This is a genomic window from Tepidimonas fonticaldi (genome assembly GCF_001675355.1).
GTDB classification, from domain to species: Bacteria; Pseudomonadota; Gammaproteobacteria; order Burkholderiales; family Burkholderiaceae_C; genus Tepidimonas; species Tepidimonas fonticaldi.
Genome location: NZ_LZDH01000056.1, coordinates 515,112 through 540,536 on the forward strand (window position 1 = coordinate 515,112; position 25,425 = coordinate 540,536).

Here is a 25,425-nt window from a genome sequence, read left to right on the forward strand (position 1 = left end):
ACCCGACGATGACCGCTGTCGGCAATGCTTCGTAATTATGAATTACGACCGGGTTTTCCCGCTAGAATCCACCCCGCACCGGAGAGCGACGCGCGGGGGCGATCCCGCGCCGCGATCCGACGGATACGGCACCAAGAAAGGAATCGAACACATGACGCATGAATGGGACGCCGGACGGCGGCAATGGTTGGTGCGCGCCGGCGCACTGGGGTTGGCGGGGTGGATGGGGGCAGTGTCCGCCCAGTCCGCGGCGGGGCGCGGGGACGGGGCCATCCGGCTGGCGCTGATCGAAACGCTGTCCGGCCCGTTCGGCAACACCGGCGAGGCGGTGTTTCGCAACCTGGTCTGGGCGGCCGAGCGCGTCAACGCCCGGGGCGGCATCGAAGTCGCCCCCGGGGTGCGCCGGCCGCTGCAGATCGTGCGCTACGACAGCAAAGGGCAGCCGCAGGAGGCGCTGTCGGCGCTGCAGGCCGCGCTCGACGATGGCATCACGCTGATCGCGCAGGGCAACTCGTCCGCGGTGGCCGCGGCCCTGATCGAGGCCATCAACCGCCACAACGAGCGCGAGCCGCAGCGGCAGGTGCTGTTCCTCAACTACTCGGCGGTGGACCCCATTCTGACCAACGAGCGCTGCAGCTACTGGCACTTTCGCTTCGACGCCCACGCGGACATGCGCATGGCGGCGCTGATGAGCGTGCTCAAGGCCGACGCCGAGGTGCGCAGCGTCTACCTGATCGGGCAGGACTACAGCTTTGGCCAGGCGGTGCTGCGCGAGGCCCGGCGCCAGCTTGCCCTGCAGCGCCCCGATGTGCGCATCGTGGGGGAGGAGCTGCACCCGATGGCGCGCATCAAGGATTTTTTGCCCTATGTCACCAAGATCAAGGCCAGCGGTGCCCAGGCGGTCATCACGGGCAACTGGGGCAATGACCTGACGCTGCTGGTGCGCGCCGCGCGCGAGGTGGGCTTCGAAGGCAAGTTCTACACCTTCTACGGCAATGCGCTGGGGGCACCCGCCGCCATCGGCGACGCGGGCATCGGCAAGGTGATTGCGGTGGCGGACTGGTTCCCCAACGCGCCGGGCGCGGAGTCGCACCGTTTCTACGAGGCTTTTCGCCAGCGCTTCCCCAACCCCGCGGACGACTATTTGCACATGCGCATGCAGCTCATGGTCGAGGCGCTGGCCCAGGCCATCGAATCCGCTGCTCGCACGGGGGGCGCAGCGGGCGGTGCGGCTACACTGCCGGGGGCGGCGCGCATCGCGCGGGCGCTGGAGCAGGCGGACGTCGCCTTGGCCGGGCAGCGCCTGCGCATGCGGGCGGCCGACCACCAGGCCCAGCAGCCGTTGATGGTCGCCGTCATGGACCGGCAGGGCGCCCCCGGCGTGCCGTTCGACGTCGAGGGGTCGGGGTATGGTTTTCGGGTGCTGCAGCGGCTGGACGCCGCCGCGGCCGAGCAACCCCACACCTGCCGGATGACCCGTCCCTGAAGCCGGGCCGCGCGCGGCCCGAAGGAGTTTGTTCGCCATGCGTTCCGTCGTCGCCGCGCTCGAAGAATCCCGCATCCGGGAAGTGGCCAACGCCGGCTTGGGCCGCCCCGATGTGCTGCGCTTCTGGTTTGGCGAGAGCGACGAGGTCACGCCCGAGGTCGTGCGCGCCGCGGCCATCGCGTCGTTGCAGGCGGGCGAGACCTTCTATGCCCACAACCTGGGGTTGCCGGAACTGCGTGAAGCGATTGCCGCCTATATGGCGCACACCCATCCGGCCCAGTCGCGTCAGGCCGCCGATTGGTTTGGCCGGATCGCGGTCACGTCCGGCGGCGTCAACGGGCTGATGCTGGCGGCCCAGGCGCTGGTCGATGCGGGTGACGAGGTGGTCGTCGTCGAGCCGGCCTGGCCCAATCTGGTCGCCCAGCCGCGCATTCTGGGGGCGCGGGTGCGCACCGTGTCGCTGGCGCCGGACGCGTACGGCCACTGGCGGCTGGACCTGTCCGCGCTGCTGGGCGCCATCACCCCGGCGACCCGGCTGCTGGTCGTCAACTCGCCCAACAACCCCACGGGCTGGACGCTCGATGCCCGCGAGCAGGCGGCGATTCTGGCCCACTGTCGCGGCACCGGGACATGGATCGTGGCCGACGAGGTGTACGAGCGTTTGTACTACCCCGATGGCGAAGGCGCCGGCGACGCCGCCTGTGCGCCGAGCTTTCTCGATCTGGCCCAACCCGAGGATCGGCTGATCGTCGCGCACAGCTTCTCCAAGAGCTTTTTGATGACCGGCTGGCGCCTAGGCTGGCTGGTGCTGCCGCCCTCGTTGACCCACGCGCTGGGCAAGCTGGTCGAGTACAACACGAGCTGCGCGCCGGTGTTCGTCCAGCGGGGGGCGCTGGCGGCCTTGCAACAGGCGCACGAGCGGGTGCCGCCGCTGGTGGCGCGCTTTCGACAGGGGCGCGACACCCTGCTGGCGGCGTTGACGGCGCTGCCCGGCGTGCAGGCGGCGCCGCCCCCGGGGGGCATGTATGTGTTCTTCCGCTTGTCCGGGCGGGGCGACGACGACCTGGCCCTGGCCAAGCAGCTCGTGCGGGAGGCGGGCCTGGGTCTGGCGCCCGGCAGCGCCTTCGGCGACGCCGGCCGGGGGTGGCTGCGCTGGTGCTTTGCCAGCCGCGATCCGGCGCGCTTGCAGCAGGGCGTCGACCGCCTGCGGGAGTGGTTGCGGCTATAATGCGCGGCTGCCCTGCGTCGTGCGGGGCGCACCACGCCCGCTGCGGCAACGCGCCGTCCCATGGTTGCCATCCCATGGTCGGATCAGCGCTCACCTGCGGCAGGTCGCATGTTTATTCGAGGTATCCATGATTGCTTCCGACGTCAAAGCCAAAGTCATCGCCGACAACGCCCGCGGCCCCAACGACACGGGCAGCCCCGAGGTCCAAGTCGCGCTGCTGACGGCCCGCATCAACGAGCTGACCCCCCACTTCAAGACCCACGCCAAGGACCACCACGGCCGCCGCGGCCTGCTCAAGCTGGTGAGCCGCCGCCGCAAGCTGCTCGACTACCTGAAGGCCAAGGACGCCGACCGCTACGTCGCGCTGATCCAGAAGCTGGGCCTGCGCAAGTAATCGGCGATCGGCCACGTCATCGGGTGTATGCCCGCCATGCACGCCAAGCGCCCGGGGCCGGCCGTCGGTCCAGGGCGCTTTTTGTTGCATCATGACCGTTTTTCCCGCCTGACGGCCGATCCGGCCTGAGGGCTTTGCGGCCTCAGCGGCCCAGAGCGAAGCTGTGTCATTCCACTGCCGTCCCGTCGTTCGGGGCCGCGCTGGAATGGCATCGTGTTCTGACGCTGGCGGCCATCCTCTCCAGGAGTTGCATCCATGAGCCTGTTCCAGAAACACACCAAGACCTTTCAATGGGGCCGTCACACGGTCACGATGGAGACCGGCGAGATCGCCCGCCAGGCCACCGGCGCCGTGCTGCTCGACATGGACGGCACCGTCGTGCTGGCCACCGTCGTCGCCCGTCCCGAGGCCAAGCCGGGCCAGGACTTCTTCCCGCTGACGGTGGACTACGTCGAGAAGGCCTACGCCGCCGGCAAGATCCCCGGCAGCTTCTTCAAGCGCGAGGGCCGCCCGAGCGAGTACGAGACGCTGACCAGCCGCCTGATCGACCGCCCCATCCGGCCGCTGTTCCCGGACGGCTTCTTCAACGAGGTGCAGATCGTCGTCCACACGCTGTCGCTCAACCCGGACGTCGATGCCGACATCCCGGCGATGATCGCCTCCAGCGCCGCGCTGGCCATCAGCGGCATCCCGTTCAACGGCCCGATCGGCGCCGCGCGCGTCGGCTACATCAACGGCGAGTACGTGCTCAACCCCAGCCCGGCGGACAAGGCCAATTCGCGCCTGGATCTGGTCGTGGCGGGCACCGAGTCGGCGGTGCTGATGGTGGAGTCGGAAGCCGACCAGCTGACCGAAGAAGTGATGCTGGGCGCGGTCGTCTTCGGCCACGAGCAGGGCAACATCGCGATCGCCGCCATCAACGACCTGGTGCGCGCGGCCGGCAAGCCGGCCTGGAACTGGCAGCCGCCGGCGCGCGACGAGGCGCTGATCGCCAAGGTCACCGAGCTGGGCGAGGAGCGGCTGCGCGCCGCCTATCAGATCCGCAACAAGCAGGCGCGCACCCAGGCCTGCCGCGAGGCCTATGCCGCCGTCAAGGCGGGCCTGACGGAGCAGGGCATGGCGTTCGACGAGGTCAAGGTCGACGGCCTGCTGTTCGAGATCGAGGCGCGCATCGTGCGCCAGCAGATCCTGAACGGCGAGCCGCGCATCGACGGCCGCGACACGCGCACCGTGCGCCCGATCGAGATCCGCACCGGCGTGCTGCCGCGCACGCACGGCTCGGCGCTGTTCACGCGCGGCGAGACGCAGGCGCTGGTGATCGCCACCCTGGGCACCGAGCGCGACGCGCAGATCATCGACGCGCTGTCGGGCGAGTACCAGGACCGCTTCATGCTGCACTACAACATGCCGCCGTTCGCCACCGGCGAGACGGGGCGGGTCGGTGCGCCGAAGCGGCGCGAGATCGGCCACGGCCGTCTGGCCAAGCGGGCGCTGGTGGCCTGCCTGCCGAGCAAGGACGAGTTCCCGTACACCATCCGCGTCGTCTCCGAGGTGACCGAGTCCAACGGCTCCTCGTCGATGGCCACCGTCTGCGGCGGGTGTCTGGCGCTGATGGACGCCGGCGTGCCGATGAAGGCGCACGTGGCCGGCATCGCCATGGGCCTGATCAAGGAAGGCAACAAGTTCGCGGTGCTGACCGACATCCTGGGTGACGAGGACCACCTGGGCGACATGGACTTCAAGGTCGCCGGCACCACGCAGGGCGTCACGGCGCTGCAGATGGACATCAAGATCCAGGGCATCACCAAGGAGATCATGCAGGTGGCGCTGGCGCAGGCCAAGGAGGCGCGCCTGCACATCCTGGACAAGATGCAAGGCGCCATCGCCGGCGCGCGCGAGGACATTTCGGCCTACGCGCCGCGCCTGTACACCATGAAGATCAACCCGGAGAAGATCCGCGACGTGATCGGCAAGGGCGGCGCCACCATCCGCGCGCTGACCGAAGAGACCGGCACGACGATCGACATCGCCGAGGACGGCACCATCACCATCGCCTCCACCGACGCCGATCGCGCGGCCGAGGCGCGCCGCCGCATCGAGGAGATCACCGCCGAGGTGGAGGTCGGTCAGATCTACGAAGGCCCGGTGACCAAGATCCTGGACTTTGGCGCCCTGGTCAACATCCTGCCCGGCAAGGACGGTCTGCTGCATATCAGCCAGATCGCGCACCAGCGCGTCGAGAAGGTGTCGGACTTCCTGCAGGAAGGTCAGATCGTCAAGGTCAAGGTGCTGGAGACCGACGACAAGGGCCGCATCAAGCTGTCGATGAAGGCCCTGCTGGACCGTGGCGAGTCGGCCGCCCAGCAGCAGCAACAGCAGTGAGCCGGGTTTGGCCGGCAGGAGGTGTCCCGTGGCCCCGCTGATGCACGCGATCGAGATTTCCGCCTACGGGGCGCCGGACGTGCTGCGCCTGGTGCAGCGTCCGCGCCCGGAGGCAGGCGAGGGCGAGGTGCGCATCCGCGTCAGCGCCTCGGGCGTCAACCGGCCCGATGTGCTGCAGCGGCGTGGCCAGTACGCCCCGCCGCCCGGCGCGCCCGATCTGCCGGGGCTGGAGGTGGCGGGCGTCATCGACAGCGGCGACGTCGAGGCGATGGAGGCCGCGGGCCTGCGCATCGGCGATCGCGTTTGTGCGCTGGTGGCCGGCGGGGGCTACGCGGAGTATTGCGTCGCCCCGATCGGCCAGTGCCTGCCCGTCCCGCGCGGCTGGAGCGATGTCGAGGCCGCGGGCATTCCGGAAACCTTCTTCACCGTCTGGAGCAACGTCTTCGACCGTGGCCGCCTGCAGGCCGGTGAGACCCTGCTGGTGCAGGGGGGCTCCAGCGGTATCGGCGTGACCGCCATCCAGATGGCGCGCGCCATGGGCGCGCGCGTGCTGGTGACGGTCGGCTCGGCCGAAAAGGCCGAGGCCTGCGTGCGCCTGGGTGCCGACCACGCCATCCTCTACCGCAGCCAGGACTTCGTGGCCGAGGTGGCGCGGCTGACGGGCGGGCGGGGCGTCGATGTGATCCTCGACATGGTCGCGGGCCCCTACGTCGCGCGGGAGATCGACTGTCTGGCCGAGGACGGGCGGCTGGTCATCATCGCGGTGCAGGGCGGCACCGAGGCGGCCTTCGACGCGGGCAAGGTGCTGCGCCGGCGCCTGACCATCACCGGCTCCACCCTGCGTCCGCGGTCGGTCGCGTTCAAGGCCGCCATCGCGCGCGAACTGCGCCAGCACGTCTGGCCGCTCATCGAACGCGGGGCCATCCGCCCGGTGGTGCACCGCGTCTTTCCGGCCGGGCAGGCGGCGCACGCCCATGCCCTCATGGAGAGCAACCAGCACATCGGCAAGATCGTGCTCGACTGGTCGGGTGCCGCGGCCTGACGCCGCGCAGGAGGATTGGGGTGCGCAAGCTGATCGCGGGCAACTGGAAAATGCACGGCAACCTGGCCGACAACGACGCGCTGCTGCGCGCGTTGCGCGACGGGTTGGCGGCCGGTGCGCGCGCCGATGTGGCCGTGTGCGTGCCGGCGCCGTATCTGGCGCAGGCGCAGGCGTTGTGCGCCGGCGGCCCTGTGACCTGGGGAGCGCAGGACGTCTCCGCGCACGAGGCCGGCCCCTACACCGGCGAGGTGAGCGCGACGATGCTGCGCGACTTCGGCTGCCGCTGGGTCATCGTCGGCCATTCCGAGCGGCGCCAGTACCATGGCGAGACGGACGAGACCGTGGCCCGCAAGGCGCAGCGGGCGCTGGCCTGCGGCATCACCCCCATCGTGTGCGTCGGCGAGACCGAGGCCCAGCGCGCGCAGGGCGACACCGAACTGGTCGTCAAGCGCCAGCTCGCCGCGGTCATCCATGCCGTGGGCCATTGCGTCACCGAAATCGTGGTTGCCTACGAGCCGGTGTGGGCCATCGGCACGGGGCGCACCGCTACGCCGGAGCAGGCCCAGGCGGTGCACGCCGTGCTGCGCGCGCAGCTGCGGGCGGCGGCCTCCAGTGACCGGCGGGTGCGCATCCTCTACGGCGGCAGCATGAACGCGGGCAACGCGGCCGCGCTGCTGGCCCAGCCCGACATCGACGGGGGACTCATCGGCAGCGCCTCGCTCAAGGCCCATGAGTTCCTCCACATCATCGCGGCGGCGCCCTGAGCGGGGCGCACCGATCAGATTGCTTGTCAACTTTCAGGAGTGTTCATGAACGTGCTGTTCACGTTGTTGATGGTGGTGCAGGTGCTGTCCGCGCTGGCCATGATCGGTCTGGTGCTGGTGCAGCACGGCAAAGGCGCCGATGCTGGCGCGGCGTTCGGGGGCGGGGCGTCGGCCAGCCTGTTCGGTGCGTCGGGTGGCGCCAATTTCCTGTCGCGCAGCACGGCCGTGCTGGCGACGGTCTTCCTTGCCTCGACGCTGGCGCTGGCCTTCATGGGCTATCAGCGCCCCAAGGCTGCCGGCGCCGGCAGCGTGCTCGAAAGCGTGCCGGCCGTCCCGCTGGCACCGGCCGCGCCGGCCGCCCCCGGCGCTTCGGGTGCCGCCCCGGCGCAGCCGCCGGCAGGGGGCGCTGCGCAGATTCCCGGTCAGTGAGGCCGCAGTCGCGGGCCGCCGCGCCCGCGTGCCCCGGAAAGGGGAACTTTTCCGGGTACAATCCCTGACATCGTCGATGCACGGTTCGCAGCTGGAGTGGTGCAGCCAAATCCAGCGCTCGACGATGCCCCATTGCCGACGTGGTGGAATTGGTAGACACGCTATCTTGAGGGGGTAGTGGCGAAAGCTGTGCGAGTTCGAGTCTCGCCGTCGGCACCAATCCAGATACCGATGAAGCGCCCGCAGGGCGCTTTTTTCCGGAGACGCCCGTGAGCCTTGAGCAGTACCTTCCCGTATTTCTGTTCATTCTGGTGGGCTTGGGTGTCGGGGTACTCCCGCAGGTATTTGGCTACCTGCTCGGCCCCAATCGTCCGGATCCCGAGAAAAACTCTCCCTACGAATGCGGCTTCGAGGCCTTCGAGGACGCGCGCATGAAGTTCGATGTGCGCTATTACCTCGTGGCCATCCTGTTCATCCTGTTCGATCTGGAAATCGCCTTTTTGATTCCCTGGGCGGTGGCGTTTGCCGACATCGGCGTGACGGGCTTTTGGGCGGGCGTGATGTTCCTGATGATCCTCGTGGTGGGTTTCGTCTACGAGTGGAAGAGGGGCGCGCTCGACTGGGAGTGAGTCGGCGCGAAAGGCAGCACGGCGGGCGAAACGGCAGGCAATACCTGGGAGCGACAGATGATCGAAGGCGTGTTCAAAGAAGGCTTTTTCACCACCAGCTACGACGCCGTGGTGAATTGGGCCAAGACCGGATCGCTGTGGCCGATGACGTTCGGGCTGGCGTGCTGCGCGGTGGAGATGATGCACGCCGCGACGGCGCGCTACGACATCGCCCGCTTCGGCGCCGAGGTGTTTCGCGCCAGCCCCCGGCAGTCCGACCTGATGATCGTCGCCGGCACGCTGTGCAACAAGATGGCGCCTGCGCTGCGCAAGGTGTACGACCAGATGGCCGAGCCGCGCTGGGTGCTGTCCATGGGGTCGTGCGCCAATGGCGGCGGCTACTACCACTACAGCTACTCGGTGGTGCGCGGCTGCGACCGCATCGTGCCCGTCGATGTGTATGTGCCCGGCTGCCCCCCGACGGCCGAGGCGCTGCTGTACGGGATCATCCAGTTGCAGCACAAGATCCGCCGCACCAACACCATTGCCCGTGTCTGACGGGCAGGCCCCGCGCGGTGCCTGAGGAGGAGTATCGATGACCTCGACGATGCAAGCCGCCGGCTGGGCGGCGCTCGCTTCCCAAACCGTCCGCCCGGCGGACGAGGCGGTGCGCGATGCCGTGGCCGCCGCCCTGGGCGAGCGGGCCCAGAGCGTGACCCTGTCCCGCGGCGAGGTGACCGTGGTGGTGCCGGCGTCGCAGTACCTCGAGGCCATGCAGACCCTGCGCGATGCCCCGGGTTGCCGCTTCGAACAACTGCTCGACCTGTGCGGCGTGGATTATTCGACCTACCGCGACGGCGCGTGGGAAGGGCCGCGCTTTGCCGTCGTGTCCCACCTGCTGTCGGTCAGTCTGAACCAGCGCGTGCGGGTGCGCACCTTCTGCCCCGACGACGACTTTCCGGTCATCGACTCCGTCACGTCGGTCTGGCCCTCGGCCAACTGGTACGAGCGCGAGGCCTTTGACCTGTTCGGCATCGTGTTCGAGGGGCACGCGGATCTGCGCCGCATCCTCACCGACTACGGCTTCATCGGCCACCCGTTCCGCAAGGACTTCCCCCTGTCCGGCCACGTCGAGATGCGCTACGACCCCGAGCGGCGGCGCGTCATCTACGAGCCGGTCACGATCGAGCCGCGCGAGATCACCCCGCGCATCATCCGCGAAGACGCGTACGGGGGGCTGCACTGACGGGCCGCGCGCCCCGAGGGTAGATCCGTCATGGCTGACATCAAGAACTACACCCTGAACTTCGGTCCGCAGCACCCGGCCGCGCACGGCGTGCTGCGTCTGGTGCTGGAGCTCGACGGCGAGGTCGTGCAGCGCGCCGACCCGCACATCGGTCTGCTGCACCGCGCCACCGAAAAGCTCGCCGAGCACAAGACGTTCATCCAGTCGCTGCCGTACATGGATCGGTTGGACTACGTCTCGATGATGTGCAACGAGCACGCCTACTGCCTCGCGATCGAAAAGCTGCTGGGCATCGAGGTGCCGATCCGCGCGCAGTACATCCGCGTGATGTTCTCGGAGATCACCCGGTTGCTCAACCACCTGATGTGGCTGGGTTCGCATGGCAACGACTGCGGCAGCTCCACCATCCTGCTGTACTGCTTCCGTGAGCGCGAGGACCTGTTCGACATGTACGAGGCGGTGTCCGGCGCGCGCATGCACGCGGCCTATTTCCGCCCGGGCGGGGTCTACCGGGACCTGCCGGACACGATGCCGCAGTACAAGGTCAGCAAGATCCGCAACGCGCGGGCGCTGGAGGAGCTCAACCAGAACCGCCAGGGCTCGCTGCTGGACTTCATCGACGACTTCACGCAGCGCTTCCCCAAATATTTGGAGGAGTACCACACGCTGCTGACCGACAACCGCATCTGGAAGCAGCGCACCGTTGGCATCGGCGTGGTCCCGCCCGAGAAGGCGCTGGCCATGGGCATGACCGGCCCCATGTTGCGCGGCTCCGGCATCGCCTGGGATCTGCGCAAAAAGCAGCCCTACGAGGTGTACGACCGGCTGGACTTCGACATCCCCGTGGGCAAGACGGGCGACACCTACGACCGCTACCTCGTGCGCATGGAGGAGATGCGCCAGTCCAACCGCATCATCAAACAGTGTGTGGACTGGCTGCGCGCCAACCCGGGCCCGGTCATCACCGACAACACCAAGGTCGCGCCGCCCAAGCGCGAGGCGATGAAGACCCACATGGAAGAGCTGATCCACCACTTCAAGCTCTTCACCGAAGGCTTCCACGTCCCCGAAGGTGAAGCCTACGCGGCGGTCGAGCACCCCAAGGGCGAGTTCGGCATCTACCTGGTCAGCGACGGCGCCAACAAGCCTTACCGCCTGAAGATCCGCGCGCCGGGCTTTGCCCATCTGTCCTGCCTTGACGAGATGGCGCGCGGTCACATGCTGGCCGACGCCGTCGCCATCATCGGCACCATGGACATCGTGTTTGGAGAGATCGACCGATGAGCACCGAATCCCGCACCGTCGAGCCGATGGTGCTGTCCGAGGCGACGCTGGCCCGGTTCGCGCGCGAAGTCGCCAAATACCCGGCCGATCAGCGCCAGTCGGCGGTGATGGCGTGTCTGGCCATCGTGCAGCAGGAGCAGGGCTGGGTCAGCCCGGCCGCCGAGCGGGCCGTGGCCGACTACCTGGGCATGGCGCCGATCGCCGTGCACGAGGTCACGACCTTCTACAACATGTACAACCAGCAGCCGGTCGGGCGCTTCAAGCTCAACGTCTGCACCAATCTGCCGTGCCAGTTGCGCGACGGCGCCAAGGCACTGCAGTATCTGGCCGACAAGCTGGGCATCCGCCCGGGCGAGACCACCGCCGACGGCACCTTCACCCTGCAGCCCTGTGAGTGCCTGGGGGCCTGTGCCGATGCGCCGGTGATGCTGGTCAATGACCGCCACATGTGCAGCTTCATGACGACCGAGCGGCTCGACCAGCTGGTCGATGGTTTGCGCGCCACGGCTGCGGAGGGCCAGGCATGAACGTCCACCAACTCCTGCAGCAGTTTTCGGCGACCGGGGTGCAGACCTGTTTCCACGGCCGCCACATCCAGCCGCAGATCTACGCGGGCCTGGACGGCACCAACTGGCGCCTGAAGGATTACGAGGCGCGCGGCGGCTACCAGGCGCTGCGCCGCATCCTGGGCAAGGACGGCGGCGACGGTTTGACGCCCGATCAGGTGATCGCCGAGGTCAAGGCCAGCGCCCTGCGCGGGCGCGGTGGCGCGGGCTTCCCCACCGGCCTGAAGTGGAGCTTCATGCCGCGCCAGTTTCCGGGCCAAAAGTACCTCGTGTGCAATTCGGACGAGGGTGAACCCGGCACCTGCAAGGACCGCGACATCCTGATGCACAACCCGCACATCGTCATCGAGGGCATGGCGATTGCGGCGTATGCCATGGGCATCTCGGTCGGCTACAACTACATCCACGGCGAGATCTTCCAGGTCTACGAGCGCTTCGAGGCCGCGCTGGAAGAGGCCCGTGCCGCCGGCTACCTGGGCCACAACATCCTGGGCAGCGGCTTCAGCTTCCAGCTCCACGCCCACCACGGATTCGGCGCCTACATCTGCGGCGAGGAGACCGCGCTGCTCGAGTCGCTGGAGGGCAAGAAAGGCCAGCCGCGCTTCAAGCCGCCGTTTCCGGCCAGCTTTGGCCTGTACGGCAAGCCGACCACCATCAACAACACCGAGACGTTCGCCGCGGTGCCCTGGATCATCCGCAACGGCGGTCAGGCCTACCTGGAGGTTGGCAAGCCCAACAACGGCGGCACCAAGATCTTCTCGGTCAGCGGGGACGTCGAGCGGCCCGGCAACTACGAAATCCCCCTGGGCACACCGTTTGCCAAGCTGCTGGAGCTGGCGGGCGGCGTGCGCGCGGGGCGTCAGCTCAAGGCGGTGATTCCGGGCGGGTCCTCGGCGCCGGTGCTGCCCGCTTCGATCATGATGGACTGCACGATGGACTACGACTCCATCGCCAAAGCGGGCTCCATGCTGGGGTCGGGCGCGGTCATCGTGATGGACGACACGCGCTGCATGGTCAAGTCGCTGCAGCGGCTGAGCTACTTCTACATGCACGAGTCCTGCGGCCAGTGCACGCCCTGCCGCGAGGGCACGGGCTGGCTGTGGCGGGTGGTCGATCGCATCGAGAACGGTCAGGGTCGCCCCAGCGATCTCGACCTGCTCGACAACGTGGCCGAGAACATCATGGGCCGCACGATCTGTGCGCTGGGCGACGCGGCGGCGATGCCGGTGCGCGGGATGATCAAACACTTCCGCCACGAGTTCGTCCACCACGTCGAACACAAGACCTGCATGGTCCCGGCCTACGTCTGAAGTGAGCGCCTCCATGGTTGAAATCGAACTCGACGGCAAGAAGGTGGAGGTCCCGCCCGGCAGCATGGTCATGCATGCGGCCGAAAAGGCGGGCGTCTACGTGCCGCACTTCTGCTACCACAAGAAGCTGTCCATCGCGGCCAATTGCCGCATGTGCCTGGTCGATGTGGAGAAGGCGCCCAAGCCCATGCCCGCTTGCGCCACGCCGGTGACCATGGGCATGGTCGTGCGCACCAAGAGCGACAAGGCCATCAAGGCGCAGAAGGCGGTGATGGAGTTTTTGCTCATCAACCACCCGCTGGACTGCCCGATCTGCGACCAGGGCGGCGAGTGCCAGTTGCAGGACCTGGCGGTGGGCTACGGCGGCACGCGCTCGCGTTACGAGGAAGAAAAGCGCATCGTCTTCCACAAGAACGTCGGGCCGCTGATCTCGATGGAGGAGATGAGCCGCTGCATCCACTGCACCCGCTGCGTGCGCTTCGGGCAGGAGATCGCCGGCGTCATGGAACTCGGCATGAGCCACCGCGGCGAGCATTCCGAGATCGAGACCTTCGTTGGCCAGACGGTGGACTCCGAGCTGTCCGGCAACATGATCGACCTGTGCCCGGTGGGTGCGCTGACCAGCAAGCCGTTCCGCTATGCCGCGCGTACCTGGGAGCTGTCGCGGCGCAAGAGCATCAGCCCGCACGACTCCACCGGTGCCAACCTCATCGTGCAGGTCAAGGGCGACCGCGTGCTGCGCGTCGTGCCGCTGGAAAACGAAGCCGTCAACGAGTGCTGGATCGCCGACCGCGACCGCTTCAGCTACGAGGCGCTCAACGGGCCGGACCGCCTGACGCAGCCCATGATCAAACAGGGCGGCGAATGGCGCACGGTGGACTGGTCAACCGCGCTGGAATACGTCGCCAACGGCCTGAAGGGCGTGCGTGAGCAGCACGGCGCGGGCGCGATCGGCCTGCTGGCCAGCCCCCACGCCACCGTCGAGGAACTGGCCCTGGCGCGTGCCCTGATGGCCGGGTTGGGCAGCCCCAACCTGGACCACCGGCTGCGCGCGGCCGCGTTCGACCACGCGGCGCCGGCGGGGCAGGCCCGCTGGCTGGGTCTGCCGATTGCCGATCTGTCCACGCTGGAGCGGGTGTTCGTCGTCGGCTCCAACCTGCGCAAGGACCATCCGCTGTTCGCGCAGCGCATTCGGCAGGCGGCCCGCAAAGGGGCGCAGGTGTCGGCGCTGGTGGCGGGGACCGTCGATTGGGCGATGCCCGTGCACCGCGTGCTGACCGCACCGGCTGCCGACTGGGTCGCCGCCTTGGCCGGCGTCGCCGCTGCGGTGGCCGAAGCCAAGGGCGTCGCCGTCCCCGCGGGGGCGGAAGGCGTCGCCGTCGACGACGCCGCCCGGGCCGTCGCGCAGTCGCTGCTTGGCGGCGAGCGCAAGGCCGTGCTGTTGGGCAATGCCGCGGCACACCATGCCCGCGCGGCCTCGCTGCTGGCCCTGGCGCAGTGGGTGGCGGAGCAGACCGGTGCCCGCTGGGGCTACCTGACCGAGGCGGCCAACACCGTGGGGGCCCAGCTCGTCGGCGTGTTGCCGGGCGAGGGCGGGCTGGATGCGCAGCGCATGCTGGGCGGCGCGCTCAAGGCCGCCGTGCTGCTGGGCGTGGAGCCGGGCGCCGACACCGCGGGCGACGGTGCCGCGCTGGCCGACGCCGAGCTGGTCGTGACGCTCAGTCCGTTCAAAACCAACCTCGACATCAGCGATGTGCTGTTGCCGGTGGCGCCGTTCACCGAGACCTCCGGCTCGTTCGTCAATGCCGAGGGGCGGCTGCAAAGCTTCCAGGCCGTGGTCAAGCCGCTGGGCGAGACCCGCCCCGGTTGGAAGGTGCTGCGCGTGCTGGGCAATCTGCTGGGGCTGCCCGGCTTCGAGCAGACGTCCTCGCAGGAGGTGCTGGCGCAGGCGCTGCCCGGCGTGGCCCACGGCGAGTTCGTGCCGGCCGAACGGCTGAACAACCGCGTCACGGTTTCGGGCATCGACCTGACGCCGGCCGCGGGCGAGCCCTGTGTGGCCGCCATCTACCAGTTGGATGCGCTGGTGCGGCGCGCGCCCGCGCTGCAGGCGACGGCGGACGGCCGTGCGGCCCGGGCCGCCGCTGAAGGAGTGTGCGCATGATCGACGCGATCTACCAAGGAGGGCTCCACCTCAGCACGGCGGCGTGGTGGACGCAAGCCGGCTGGCCGGTGATCTGGATCCTGCTCAAGATCGTCGTGCTGCTGGCCCCGCTGATGCTGCTGGTGGCCTACCTGACGTGGTGGGAGCGGCGGCTGCTCGGTTTCATGCAGGTGCGCCTTGGGCCCAACCGCGTCGGGCCGTTCGGCTTGCTGCAGCCCATCGCCGACGCCCTCAAGCTGCTGACCAAGGAATTGATCCGCCCCACGGCGGCCAACGGTGGGTTGTTCCGCCTGGGGCCGATCATGGCCATCATGCCGGCGCTGGCCGCGTGGGTGGCCATTCCATTCGGGCCGGACGTCGTGCTGGCCAACGTCAACGCCGGCCTGCTGGTGATTCTGGCCATCACGTCCATCGAGGTCTATGGCGTCATCATCGCCGGCTGGGCGTCCAACTCCAAGTACGCCTTCCTGGGCGCGCTGCGCGCCTCGGCGCAGATGGTCAGCTACGAGATCGCGATCGGCTTTTGCTTCCTCGTCGTCGTGATGACCGCCGGCAGCCTGAATCTGTCGGAGATCGTCGCTTCGCAGTCGCGCGGCGTGGCCGCCGACATGGGGCTGAACTTCCTGTCGTGGAACTGGCTGCCGCTGCTGCCCATTTTCATGGTCTACCTGATCTCGGCGGTGGCCGAGACCAACCGCCACCCGTTCGACGTCGTCGAGGGCGAGGCCGAGATCGTGGCCGGTCACATGGTCGAGTACTCCGGCATGGGCTTCGCGATCTTCTTCCTGGCCGAGTACGCCAGCATGTGGCTGGTGTCGATCCTGGCGGTGCTGATGTTCCTGGGGGGGTGGCTGCCGCCCATCGACAGCGCCGTGTTCAACGCCATTCCGGGCTGGGTCTGGCTGGGCCTGAAGACCACCGTCGTCGTGTCCATGTTCATCTGGATCCGGGCCACGTTCCCGCGCTTCCGCTACGACCAGATCATGCGTCTGGGCTGGAAGATCTTCATCCCGGTGACGCTGATCTGGCTGCTGCTGGTGGGCGCCGTGATGCAGACGTCGTGGAATCCCTGGAAGTGAAGGAGGGCCGCCCCATGTCCGCCACCGCCGTCGCTCCGTTCTCGCTCAAAGATTTCTTCAAGAGCTTTTTGCTCGTCGAGCTGTTCAAGGGCATGGCCCTGACCGGCCGCTACGCGCTGCGCCGCAAGGTCACGGTGCAGTTCCCCGAGGAAAAAACCCCGCTGTCGCCGCGCTTTCGCGGGCTGCACGCGCAGCGCCGTTATGAGAACGGCGAAGAGCGCTGCATCGCATGCAAACTGTGCGAAGCGGTCTGCCCCGCGATGGCCATCACCATCGAATCGGCCCAGCGCGAGGACGGCACCCGCCGCACGACGCGCTACGACATCGACCTGACCAAGTGCATCTTCTGCGGCTTTTGCGAAGAGGCTTGCCCGGTCGATGCGATCGTCGAGACGCACATCTTCGAATACCACGGCGAGAAGCGCGGCGACCTGTACTTCACGAAGGACATGCTGCTGGCCGTCGGTGATCGCTACGAGAAGGAGATCGCGGCGGCCAAGGCGGCCGACGCGAAGTACCGCTGATCACCGCCACCGCACGAGCACATCATGGACTTCGTCTCCGGTTTCTTCTACTTCTTCTCGGCGGTGCTGCTGTTTGCCGGGTTTCGCGTCATCACGGCGCGCAACCCGGTGCATGCGGTGCTGTATCTGATGCTGGCCTTCTCGCAGGCGGCGGCGCTGTGGCTGCTGCTCAAGGCCGAGTTCCTGGGCATCGCGCTGGTGCTCGTGTACCTCGGCGCGGTGATGGTGCTGTTCCTCTTCGTCGTGATGATGCTCGACATCAATGTCGATGCCTTGCGCGCCGGCTTCTGGAAACACCTGCCGCTGGCACTGGTGCTGGGGGCGCTGGTCAGCGTCGAGCTGATCGCGGTGCTGTGGGCCGGCTTCCCCACCGCCACGGCCAGCCCGTCGGTCACCGGGGCCATGCATGCGGCGGACCACCGCAACACCTACGAGCTGGGGCGCCTGCTCTACAGCGAGTATCTGTATCCGATCCAGGCGGCGGCCGTCATCCTGCTGGTGGCGATGATCGCCGCCATCGCCTTGACCCTGCGCAGGCGCAAAGACACCAAGACCGTCGATCCGGGGGTGCAGGTGCGCGTGAAGGCCGCCGACCGCCTGCAGGTGCTCAACGTGCCCGCGACGCGCACGGCCGCGCCCGAGGCCGCCAAGGAGGAGCAAGCATGAACGCACTCGGATCCCTCGGGGTCGGGCACTTTCTGTCGGTGGGCGCGATTCTGTTCGCGCTGTCGGTGGTGGGCATCTTCCTCAACCGCAAGAACCTGATCGTGCTGCTGATGGCCATCGAGCTGATGCTGCTGGCCGTCAACACCAACTTCGTCGCGTTTGCGCACTACCTGGGCGATCTGCACGGGCAGGTGTTCGTGTTCTTCATCCTGACCGTGGCAGCGGCGGAGTCGGCCATTGGCCTGGCGATCCTGGTGCTGCTGTTCCGCAACAAGTCGTCGATCGACGTCGAGACGCTCAACACCCTCAAGGGTTGAGGCGCATCCCGGATACCACGCGACCCTCACCATGACGACACTCTCTGCAAGCATGCTGCTGGCCGTGCCGCTGGCCCCGTTGATCGGGGCGGCCGCCGCCGGCATTCTGGGCACGAAGTTTGGCGGCAACTGGATCGGCCGGCGCTGGTCGCACAGCTTGACCATTCTGGGTGTGCTGGTTTCGTTCATCCTCTCGGCGATCACGCTCAAGCGCGTGGCGCTGGACGGCGCCTACTTCGAGCAGACGATCTACGAGTGGATGGTCATCGGCGGCCTGAAGATGGAGGTCGGCTTCCTGGTCGACGGCCTGACCGCGATGATGATGTGCGTGGTGACCTTCGTGTCGCTGATGGTGCACATCTACACCATCGGCTACATGGAGGACGACCCGGGCTACAACCGCTTCTTCGCCTACATCTCGCTGTTCACCTTCTCGATGCTCATGCTGGTCATGAGCAACAACCTGCTGCAGCTGTTCTTCGGCTGGGAGGCGGTGGGCCTGGTGTCGTACCTGCTGATCGGCTTCTGGTTCAACAAGCCGACGGCCATCTTCGCCAACATGAAGGCCTTCCTCGTCAACCGGGTCGGCGACTTCGGCTTCATCCTCGGCATCGGGCTGCTGGCGGCCTACACCGGCACGCTGAACTACAACGAGATCTTCGACCAGGCGCCCAAGCTCGCGACGATCGAGTTCCCGTGGTACGTCTTCGGGCAGGAGGCGATGCTGGTGACGGTGATCGGCATCTGCCTGTTCATCGGCGCGATGGGCAAGAGCGCCCAGTTCCCGCTGCACGTCTGGCTGCCGGATTCGATGGAAGGCCCCACGCCGATCTCGGCGCTGATCCACGCCGCGACGATGGTGACGGCCGGCATCTTCATGGTCGCGCGCATGTCGCCGATCTACGAGCTGTCGGATGCGGCGCTGAACTTCATCCTCGTCATCGGCGCCATCACCGCGCTGTTCATGGGGTTCCTCGGCATCATCCAGAACGACATCAAGCGCGTGGTGGCGTACTCGACGCTGTCGCAGCTGGGCTACATGACGGTGGCGCTGGGCGCGTCGGCCTACTCGGTGGCGGTGTTCCACCTGATGACGCACGCGTTCTTCAAGGCGCTGCTGTTCCTGGCGGCCGGCTCGGTCATCATCGGCATGCACCACAACCAGGACATTCGCTGGATGGGCGGCGTGCGCAAGTACATGCCGATCACCTGGATCACCTTCCTGCTCGGCACGCTGGCGCTCATCGGCACGCCGCTGTTCTCCGGCTTCTACTCCAAGGACGCGATCATCGAGGCGGTGCATTTCAGCAACCTGCCGGCCTCGGGTTTCGCGTATTTCGCCGTGCTGGCCGGGGTGTTCGTGACGGCGTTCTACTCGTTCCGCGTGTACTTCCTGGTCTTCCACGGCGCCGAGCGCTACGACCAGAACCCGGACGCGCACCATGGCCACCATGGTGACCATGACGACCACGGCGACGGCAAGCCGCACGAGTCGCCGTGGGTGGTGACCGCGCCGCTGCTGCTGCTGGCGGTGCCGTCGGTGGTGATCGGCTTCCTGACCATTCAGCCGATGCTGTTCGGCGAGTTCCTCGCCGCCTCGATCGAGGTGCACGCCGACAAGCACCCGGCGATGGCCAAGTTCGCAGAAATCTTCCACGGCCCGCTGGCGATGGCGCTGCACGCCTTCAGCACGCCGCCGTTCTACCTGGCGCTGGCCGGGGCGGTGTCGGCCTGGTACCTGTATATGGTGCGGCCCGAGCTGCCCGGCCGCATCGCGCAGGCGCTGCGGCCGCTGGTGGTGGTGCTGGAAAACAAGTACTACATGGACTGGATCAACGAGAACGTGATCGCGCGCGCGGCGCGCGGCATCGGGGTCGGCTTGTGGAAGGGGGGCGATCGCGGCGTGATCGAGGCCGGGATCGTCAATCTGAGCTGGAAGGTCGTCGGGGCGGTCGCGGGACTGGTGCGCCGTGTGCAGACCGGCTACCTGTACCACTACGCCTTCGTGATGATTCTTGGCGTCCTGGCCTTCATGACCTATTTCGTCTGGCTCGCCAAATAAGGAGAACGACAGCATGGGTTTGTTGAGCCTTGCGATTTGGACGCCGATCTTTTTTGGCGTCGTGCTGCTCGCGATCGGTCGCGATGAGTACGCCAACGCGGTGCGCTGGCTGGCGCTCGTCGGCGCGCTGTTGGGGCTGGCCGTGACCGTGCCGCTCTACACGGGCTTCGAGGTCGGCTCCGCCGCGATGCAGTTCGTCGAGAAGGCGCCGTGGATCGAGCGCTTCAATGTCCACTACCACCTGGGGGTGGACGGGATTTCGCTCTGGCTGATCCTGTTGACGGCTTTCATCACGGTTGTCGTCGTGATCGCGGGCTGGGAGGTGATCACCGAGCGCGTGAACCAGTACATGGGGGCGTTCCTGATCCTGTCCGGCCTGATGATCGGGGTGTTCGCGTCGCTGGATGCGATGCTGTTCTACATCTTCTTCGAGGCGACGCTGATCCCGATGTACATCATCATCGGCATCTGGGGCGGCCCCAACAAGATCTACGCGGCGTTCAAGTTCTTCCTCTACACGCTGCTGGGTTCGCTGCTGATGCTGGTGGCGTTGGTGTATCTGTACAACGCCTCGGGCGGCAGTTTCGATCTGGCGACTTGGCACAAGCTGCCGCTGGCTGGTGGTGTGCAGACGGCGCTGTTCTTTGCCTTCCTGGCGGCGTTTGCGGTCAAGGTGCCGATGTGGCCGGTGCACACCTGGCTGCCGGACGTGCACGTCGAGGCGCCCACCGGCGGCTCGGCCGTGCTGGCGGCGATCATGCTCAAGCTCGGCGCCTACGGCTTCCTGCGCTTTTCGCTGCCGATCACGCCGGATGCTGCCCACCAGTGGGCGGGTCTGATGATCGCGCTGTCCCTGGTCGCGGTCATCTACGTCGGCCTGGTGGCGATGGTGCAGCAGGATATGAAGAAGCTCGTGGCCTACTCGTCGGTGGCGCACATGGGCTTCGTGACGCTGGGCTTTTTCGTCTTCAACGATCTGGGGCTGTCCGGCGCCATCGTGCAGATGATCGCGCACGGCTTCGTGTCGGCGGCGATGTTCCTGTGCATCGGCGTGCTGTACGACCGGGTGCATTCGCGCGAGATCAAGGACTATGGTGGCGTGCTCAACACCATGCCCGCGTTTGGCGCCTTCGCCCTGCTGTTCGTGATGGCCAACGCCGGCCTGCCGGGCACGGCCGGCTTCGTTGGCGAGTGGATGGTCATCTTGGCGGCGGTCCAGGCCAATTTCTGGGTCGGGCTGTTGGCGGCGACGTCGCTCATTTTCGGGGCCGCGTACTCCTTGTGGATGTTCAAGCGGGTCTACATGGGCGCGCCCGTGCATGAGCACGTCAAGGCCCTCAAGGACATCAACGCGCGCGAGTTTCTGATGCTGGCCCTGCTGGCGATCATGGTGCTGTACTTCGGTATCCACCCCAAGCCCTTCACCGACGCGATGGATCCGGCGGTGCAGCAGCTTCTCCAGCACGTGGCCGTGTCCAAGTTGGGCTGACCGTGCTGGCCAACCATTCGAGAAAGCGTTCGTCACATGATTGATGCTGTCAGCTGGGCTACGGCCACCCCCGAGCTGCTGTTGCTCGGGATGGCGTGTGTGATCGCCCTTTTCGATCTGTTCATCGATACCCCGCTGCGCGATGCGACGTTCCGTCTCACGCAGCTCACGCTGGCCGTGGTCGCAGTGCTGGAGGGCTATCTGGCCCTGAGCGGGCAGACCCTCACGGGCTTTGGCGGGATGATCGTCAGCGACCCCATGGCCGCGTGGCTGAAGTGCTTTGCCACCGTGGCGCTGATGGTGACGCTGGTTTATGCGCGGCCCTACGCGGCGGCGCGCGACATGCTGCGCGGTGGCGAGCTGTTCACGCTGTCGATGTTTGCGCTGCTGGGCATGTTCATCATGATCAGCGGCCACCACTTCCTGGTGATCTATCTGGGCCTGGAGCTGTTGACGCTGTCCAGTTATGCGTTGGTGGCATTGCGGCGCGACGATGTGCGGGCCACCGAAGCGGCGATGAAGTACTTCGTGCTCGGCGCGCTGGCCAGCGGCTTTTTGCTCTACGGGCTGTCGCTGGTGTATGGCGCCACGGGCAGCCTGGGCATTGCCGATGTGGCGCGTGCCGTCGAGGCGGGGGTGGCCCAGCCGCAGGTGCTCATGCTGGGCGTGGTGTTCGTGGTGGCGGGGCTGGCGTTCAAGCTGGGCGTGGTGCCTTTCCACATGTGGGTGCCGGACATCTACCACGGTGCGCCCACGTCGATCACGCTGTTGATCGGCGGCGCGCCGAAGCTGGCCGCGTTTGCCATCCTGGTGCGGCTGCTGGCCGAGGGCCTGCCCGCGGTGGCGGTCGATTGGCAGCAGATGCTGGCCTTCCTGGCCGTGGCGTCGCTGCTGGTGGGTAACCTGGCGGCGGTGGCGCAGCGCAATTTCAAGCGGATGTTGGCGTTTTCCACCATCGCGCAGATGGGTTTCATGCTGCTGGCACTGGTGGGCGGCGTGGTCGGCGGGGACCGCACCGGCATGGGCGGGGCGTTCGGCGCCGCTATGTTCTATGTCGTGACCTACGTGCTGACGACGCTGGCGACCTTTGGCGTGATGCTGCTGCTGGCGCGCGAAGGCTTCGAGTCGGAGGAGATTGCCGACTTCGCCGGCCTCAACCAGCGCAGCCCGTTGTATGCCGGGGTGCTGGCGGCGTGCATGTTCTCGTTGGCGGGGGTGCCGCCGCTGGTTGGCTTCTACGCCAAGCTGGCCGTGCTGCAGGCGCTGCTGGCGGCCGGGGGCGGGCTCTACGTCGGACTGGCGGTGTTCGCCGTGCTGGCGTCGCTGGTCGGCGCGTTCTACTACCTGCGCGTGGTCAAGGTGATGTATTTCGATGCGCCGGCGCAGACCGCACCGATCCAGGCGCCGCTGCAGGTGCGCGCGGTGTTGTCCGTCAACGGGGCGTTGGTCCTGATTCTGGGCTTGCTGCCCGGGGGACTGATGACGCTGTGTATCCAGGCCGTGCGCGCGGTCTTCTGAGGCGCGTTAGAGTCCGCGCATGAGTCTGGATTTGGCCGTCGGCCTGGTGATCGCCCTGGCGCTCGTGGGCGCCAACCTGCCTTTCGTCAACGAGCGCTGGATGGCCGTATGGCCCGCCCGCGGCGGCGTCAAGCCGCTGTGGGGGCGGGTGGGTGAGCTGACGGTGCTGTATTTCGTCGTCGGCGCCGCGGCCCTGGGGCTGGAGCAGAACCTCGGGCAGATCTACCCGCAGGGCTGGGAGTTCTATGCCGTGACGGCATCGATGTTCCTGACCCTGGCCTTTCCGGGGTTCGTGTTCCGCTACCTGATGCGCCGCTGAGGGCTCTGGAGGGCCGCCGTGTCCGATGCCGCGCTCGTGCCCGAGCGACATCCTGCGCACCTGGTCGAAGTCTGCCGCGAGACATCGACCGTGTGGCAGGGGCACTTCTTGTCGCTGTGCCGGGACCGTGTCCAATTGCCCGATGGCCGCGAGGCTGGGCGTGAGTATCTGCGGCATCCGGGCGCAGTGCTGGTCGTGCCGATGCTGGCGGACGGGCGGCTGGTGCTCGAGCGGCAGTATCGCTATCCGGTGCGGCGCGCGATGATCGAGTTCCCTGCCGGCAAGCGGGATGCGGGGGAGCCGTCGTTTGTCTGTGCCGAGCGCGAGTTGCGCGAGGAAACGGGCTACCAAGCCGGTGAGTGGGCGCGCGCGGGCGTGCTGCATCCCGCCATCGGATATTCGGACGAGGTGATCGAGATCTGGTTTGCCCGCGCCCTGTGCGAGGGGGAGCGCCGGCTCGACGAGGGGGAATTTTTGGACGTGTTGGCGGTTAGCCCCGCGGCGCTGCTGCAAGCGGTGTGGCGCGGCGAAGTCACCGACGGCAAGACGCTGGCCGCGCTGCTGTGGTGGCAGAATGTGACAATGGGTGCCTGCCCGCTGGAGTGGCGGCCGGCCGAGGCCTGGCGCGGCGCGCAGGCGGTGGAGCAGGAGCGCCCATGAAGGTGCTCGATCTGGCCTGCGCCCATGGGCACCGCTTCGAGGGCTGGTTTGCGTCGGAAGAGGACTTTCGCGACCAGTCGGCGCGCGGCCTGCTCGAATGCCCGGTGTGCGGCGATCAGGCGATCGAAAAGCAACTGAGCGCGCCGTATGTGCAGACCCGGCGCGCCGAGTCGCCCGAGGGGCAGCGGCCCTCGCCCCCCCAAGTCGCGCCAGCGGAAGGATCGACGCCCCTGTCGCCCGAACAGCAGGCCCGCGTCTTGCGGGTGCTGCGCGCTTGGGTGCAGGACAGCGAGGACGTGGGCGAGCGTTTCGCCGCCGAGGCGCGGGCCATCCACCATGGCGAGGCCGAGGCGCGCAGCATCCGCGGTGTCGCGACGCCGGACGAGGCCGCGGCCTTGCTGGAGGAGGGCGTTCCCGTGCTGCCGCTGCCGGATCTGCCGCTGCTCAAGGGGCCGCTGCAGTAGCGCGGCCCCGGGCGGAGTGAGCAGGGGGTTTCAGGGGTAGAGCCCACGCAGATCGCGCGCGCGCAGGATGCGCTCGCACGCCACGATGAAGGTGGCGGTGCGCAGGCTCACGCCTTTGTCTTCGGCCACTTGCCACACGGCGTCCAGCGCGCCTTTCATGATGCGGATCAGGCGCTCGTTGATCTCTTCCTCGCTCCAGAAGTAGCTGGAGAAATCCTGCACCCACTCGAAGTAGCTGACCGTCACGCCCCCGGCGTTGGCGACCACGTCCGGCACGACGAGCACGCCCCGGTCGCGCAGGATGTCGTCGGCGTCCGGGGTGGTCGGGCCGTTGGCGCCTTCGATGATGAGGCGGGCCGTGATGCGGTGGGCGTTGGCGGCAGTGATTTGCTGCTCCAGGGCGGCCGGGATCAGGATGTCGCAGGGCACGTCCCAGAAGCGGTCGCGCTCCAGGGCCTCGGCCGCTTCGAAGCCGGCGACACTGCCCGTGCGCTTGACGTGGGCGAGCAGCGCCGGCACGTCCAGGCCGGATTCGCGGTACACGCAGCCGGCGTGGTCCTGCACGGCGACCACGCGGGCGCCGGCCTCGGCAAACAGCTTGGCTGCGATGCCGCCCACGTTGCCGAAGCCCTGGACCGCCACCCGCGCACCGGCCACGTCCAGCCCGATGCGCCGCGCCGACTCCGCCCCGACCGTGAAGACGCCGCGGCCGGTCGCCTCGCGGCGGCCGAGGGAGCCGCCCAGGCTGATCGGCTTGCCAGTGACGACGCCCGTGGCGGTCTCCCCCACGTTCATCGAGTAGGTGTCCATCATCCAGGCCATGACGCGTTCGTTGGTGTTCACGTCCGGCGCGGGGATGTCCTTGGTCGGGCCGATGATGAGGCCGATCTCGCTGGTGTAACGGCGGGTCAGGCGCTCCAGCTCGCCCATGGACATCTGCTTGGGATCGACGCGCACCCCCCCTTTGGCGCCGCCGAAGGGCACGTTGACGGCGGCGTTCTTGATGGACATCCAGGCCGCGAGCGCCATCACCTCGGAGAGCGTGACGTCCTGGTGAAAGCGCACGCCCCCTTTGCCCGGTCCCCGCGAGGTGTTGTGCTGCACCCGATAGCCCTCGAAGTGCGCGATGGAGCCGTCGTCCATCTGGATCGGCACGTCCACGACCAGGATGCGCTTGGGGCGTTTGAGCGTTTCCACCCAGCGCGCGAGGTTGCCCAGGTGCGGGGTGACGCGATCCACCTGTTGCAAAAAGATGCCCCAGGGGCCCAGGTGGTGCGGATCCAGGTAGGACGGCAAGGCGTGCCGGGGGGCGGTGGTGTCGGGATGCAAGCTCATGTCATCCGGTGCAAGAGTTGAACATGGCGCGCAGCATAGGCGTGCCTGCCGGGCTTGTCCAAAGCCGGTTTCCCATGCGGCCATGCAATTCA

At 67.6% G+C, this 25,425-nt stretch carries 25 protein-coding genes and 1 tRNA gene; 25 read left to right on the forward strand and 1 reads right to left on the reverse strand.

Translation table 11 applies throughout. The annotated features are described in order from the left end of the window. Window positions 1-151 precede the first annotated feature (151 nt). The 25 genes from A9O67_RS08245 (at window position 152) to A9O67_RS08365 (ending at window position 23,998) form a co-directional block, all read left to right on the forward strand. Complete coding sequence (locus tag A9O67_RS08245; RefSeq protein WP_068609160.1) at window positions 152-1,486, forward strand: branched-chain amino acid ABC transporter substrate-binding protein; 1,335 nt, start codon at window positions 152-154, stop codon at window positions 1,484-1,486. A 37-nt stretch (window positions 1,487-1,523) separates the two neighbouring features. Beyond that, window positions 1,524-2,714, forward strand: a complete 1,191-nt coding sequence (locus A9O67_RS08250; protein ID WP_068609162.1) for a pyridoxal phosphate-dependent aminotransferase — start codon at window positions 1,524-1,526, stop codon at window positions 2,712-2,714. A 127-nt stretch (window positions 2,715-2,841) separates the two neighbouring features. Then, complete coding sequence (gene rpsO, locus A9O67_RS08255) at window positions 2,842-3,108, forward strand: 30S ribosomal protein S15 (protein WP_068609165.1); 267 nt, start codon at window positions 2,842-2,844, stop codon at window positions 3,106-3,108. Window positions 3,109-3,363: 255 nt separating this feature from the next. Beyond that, window positions 3,364-5,490 (forward strand): polyribonucleotide nucleotidyltransferase, encoded by a 2,127-nt coding sequence (gene pnp / locus A9O67_RS08260; protein ID WP_068609166.1) that lies wholly within the window; start codon window positions 3,364-3,366, stop codon window positions 5,488-5,490. A gap of 40 nt (window positions 5,491-5,530) precedes the next feature. Beyond that, window positions 5,531-6,532, forward strand: a complete 1,002-nt coding sequence (locus A9O67_RS08265) for an NAD(P)H-quinone oxidoreductase (RefSeq protein ID WP_068609886.1) — start codon at window positions 5,531-5,533, stop codon at window positions 6,530-6,532. Window positions 6,533-6,546: 14 nt separating this feature from the next. Continuing rightward, window positions 6,547-7,296, forward strand: a complete 750-nt coding sequence (gene tpiA, locus A9O67_RS08270) for a triose-phosphate isomerase (protein WP_082955455.1) — start codon at window positions 6,547-6,549, stop codon at window positions 7,294-7,296. A 45-nt stretch (window positions 7,297-7,341) separates the two neighbouring features. Continuing rightward, complete coding sequence (gene secG / locus A9O67_RS08275; RefSeq protein WP_068609168.1) at window positions 7,342-7,725, forward strand: preprotein translocase subunit SecG; 384 nt, start codon at window positions 7,342-7,344, stop codon at window positions 7,723-7,725. A 134-nt stretch (window positions 7,726-7,859) separates the two neighbouring features. Next, window positions 7,860-7,944, forward strand: a tRNA-Leu gene (locus tag A9O67_RS08280). Between the two features lie 50 nt (window positions 7,945-7,994). Continuing rightward, complete coding sequence (locus tag A9O67_RS08285) at window positions 7,995-8,354, forward strand: NADH-quinone oxidoreductase subunit A (protein ID WP_068609891.1); 360 nt, start codon at window positions 7,995-7,997, stop codon at window positions 8,352-8,354. Window positions 8,355-8,411: 57 nt separating this feature from the next. Beyond that, the gene (locus tag A9O67_RS08290; RefSeq protein ID WP_068609170.1) at window positions 8,412-8,891 is read left to right on the forward strand and encodes a NuoB/complex I 20 kDa subunit family protein; all 480 of its coding nucleotides are present in this window, start codon (window positions 8,412-8,414) and stop codon (window positions 8,889-8,891) included. Between the two features lie 49 nt (window positions 8,892-8,940). Then, a complete protein-coding gene (locus A9O67_RS08295) occupies window positions 8,941-9,579 on the forward strand; it encodes an NADH-quinone oxidoreductase subunit C (protein WP_068609172.1) in 639 nt (212 codons plus the stop codon). A gap of 30 nt (window positions 9,580-9,609) precedes the next feature. Further along, a complete protein-coding gene (locus A9O67_RS08300) occupies window positions 9,610-10,863 on the forward strand; it encodes an NADH-quinone oxidoreductase subunit D (RefSeq protein ID WP_068609174.1) in 1,254 nt (417 codons plus the stop codon). Beyond that, a complete protein-coding gene (nuoE, locus tag A9O67_RS08305; RefSeq protein ID WP_068609176.1) occupies window positions 10,860-11,390 on the forward strand; it encodes an NADH-quinone oxidoreductase subunit NuoE in 531 nt (176 codons plus the stop codon). Before A9O67_RS08300 ends, nuoE begins: the two co-directional genes overlap by 4 nt. Further along, on the forward strand, window positions 11,387-12,739 hold the full coding sequence (gene nuoF, locus A9O67_RS08310) for an NADH-quinone oxidoreductase subunit NuoF (protein WP_068609177.1): 1,353 nt from the start codon (window positions 11,387-11,389) through the stop codon (window positions 12,737-12,739). Before nuoE ends, nuoF begins: the two co-directional genes overlap by 4 nt. Window positions 12,740-12,752: 13 nt before the next feature. Next, window positions 12,753-14,900, forward strand: a complete 2,148-nt coding sequence (gene nuoG / locus A9O67_RS08315) for an NADH-quinone oxidoreductase subunit NuoG (RefSeq protein WP_068609178.1) — start codon at window positions 12,753-12,755, stop codon at window positions 14,898-14,900. Next, entirely contained in the window at window positions 14,897-15,979 is a 1,083-nt protein-coding gene (gene nuoH, locus A9O67_RS08320) for an NADH-quinone oxidoreductase subunit NuoH (protein WP_068609892.1), read from the forward strand. Before nuoG ends, nuoH begins: the two co-directional genes overlap by 4 nt. 14 nt (window positions 15,980-15,993) lie before the next feature. Beyond that, window positions 15,994-16,503, forward strand: coding sequence for an NADH-quinone oxidoreductase subunit NuoI (gene nuoI, locus A9O67_RS08325; protein WP_068609894.1), 510 nt, complete (start codon window positions 15,994-15,996; stop codon window positions 16,501-16,503). A 24-nt stretch (window positions 16,504-16,527) separates the two neighbouring features. Further along, entirely contained in the window at window positions 16,528-17,169 is a 642-nt protein-coding gene (locus A9O67_RS08330) for an NADH-quinone oxidoreductase subunit J (RefSeq protein ID WP_068609179.1), read from the forward strand. Then, window positions 17,166-17,486 carry an NADH-quinone oxidoreductase subunit NuoK gene (gene nuoK, locus A9O67_RS08335; protein ID WP_068609181.1) on the forward strand — a complete coding sequence of 107 codons (321 nt, stop codon included), beginning with the start codon at window positions 17,166-17,168 and terminating at the stop codon, window positions 17,484-17,486. Before A9O67_RS08330 ends, nuoK begins: the two co-directional genes overlap by 4 nt. A gap of 31 nt (window positions 17,487-17,517) precedes the next feature. Beyond that, window positions 17,518-19,548 carry an NADH-quinone oxidoreductase subunit L gene (nuoL, locus tag A9O67_RS08340; RefSeq protein ID WP_231960270.1) on the forward strand — a complete coding sequence of 677 codons (2,031 nt, stop codon included), beginning with the start codon at window positions 17,518-17,520 and terminating at the stop codon, window positions 19,546-19,548. 13 nt (window positions 19,549-19,561) lie between these two features. Beyond that, the gene (locus A9O67_RS08345) at window positions 19,562-21,037 is read left to right on the forward strand and encodes an NADH-quinone oxidoreductase subunit M (protein WP_068609186.1); all 1,476 of its coding nucleotides are present in this window, start codon (window positions 19,562-19,564) and stop codon (window positions 21,035-21,037) included. Window positions 21,038-21,073: 36 nt separating this feature from the next. Further along, the gene (gene nuoN, locus A9O67_RS08350) at window positions 21,074-22,555 is read left to right on the forward strand and encodes an NADH-quinone oxidoreductase subunit NuoN (protein WP_068609187.1); all 1,482 of its coding nucleotides are present in this window, start codon (window positions 21,074-21,076) and stop codon (window positions 22,553-22,555) included. A gap of 19 nt (window positions 22,556-22,574) precedes the next feature. After that, the gene (locus A9O67_RS08355; RefSeq protein ID WP_068609189.1) at window positions 22,575-22,874 is read left to right on the forward strand and encodes a DUF2818 family protein; all 300 of its coding nucleotides are present in this window, start codon (window positions 22,575-22,577) and stop codon (window positions 22,872-22,874) included. 18 nt (window positions 22,875-22,892) lie between these two features. Continuing rightward, window positions 22,893-23,534, forward strand: coding sequence for an NUDIX domain-containing protein (locus tag A9O67_RS08360; protein WP_082955456.1), 642 nt, complete (start codon window positions 22,893-22,895; stop codon window positions 23,532-23,534). Continuing rightward, entirely contained in the window at window positions 23,531-23,998 is a 468-nt protein-coding gene (locus tag A9O67_RS08365; RefSeq protein ID WP_068609192.1) for a DUF1178 family protein, read from the forward strand. Before A9O67_RS08360 ends, A9O67_RS08365 begins: the two co-directional genes overlap by 4 nt. A gap of 30 nt (window positions 23,999-24,028) precedes the next feature. Here A9O67_RS08365 and A9O67_RS08370 read toward each other — a convergent pair whose 3' ends face one another. Then, entirely contained in the window at window positions 24,029-25,333 is a 1,305-nt protein-coding gene (locus A9O67_RS08370) for a Glu/Leu/Phe/Val family dehydrogenase (protein ID WP_068609194.1), read from the reverse strand. Window positions 25,334-25,425: the final 92 nt, after the last annotated feature.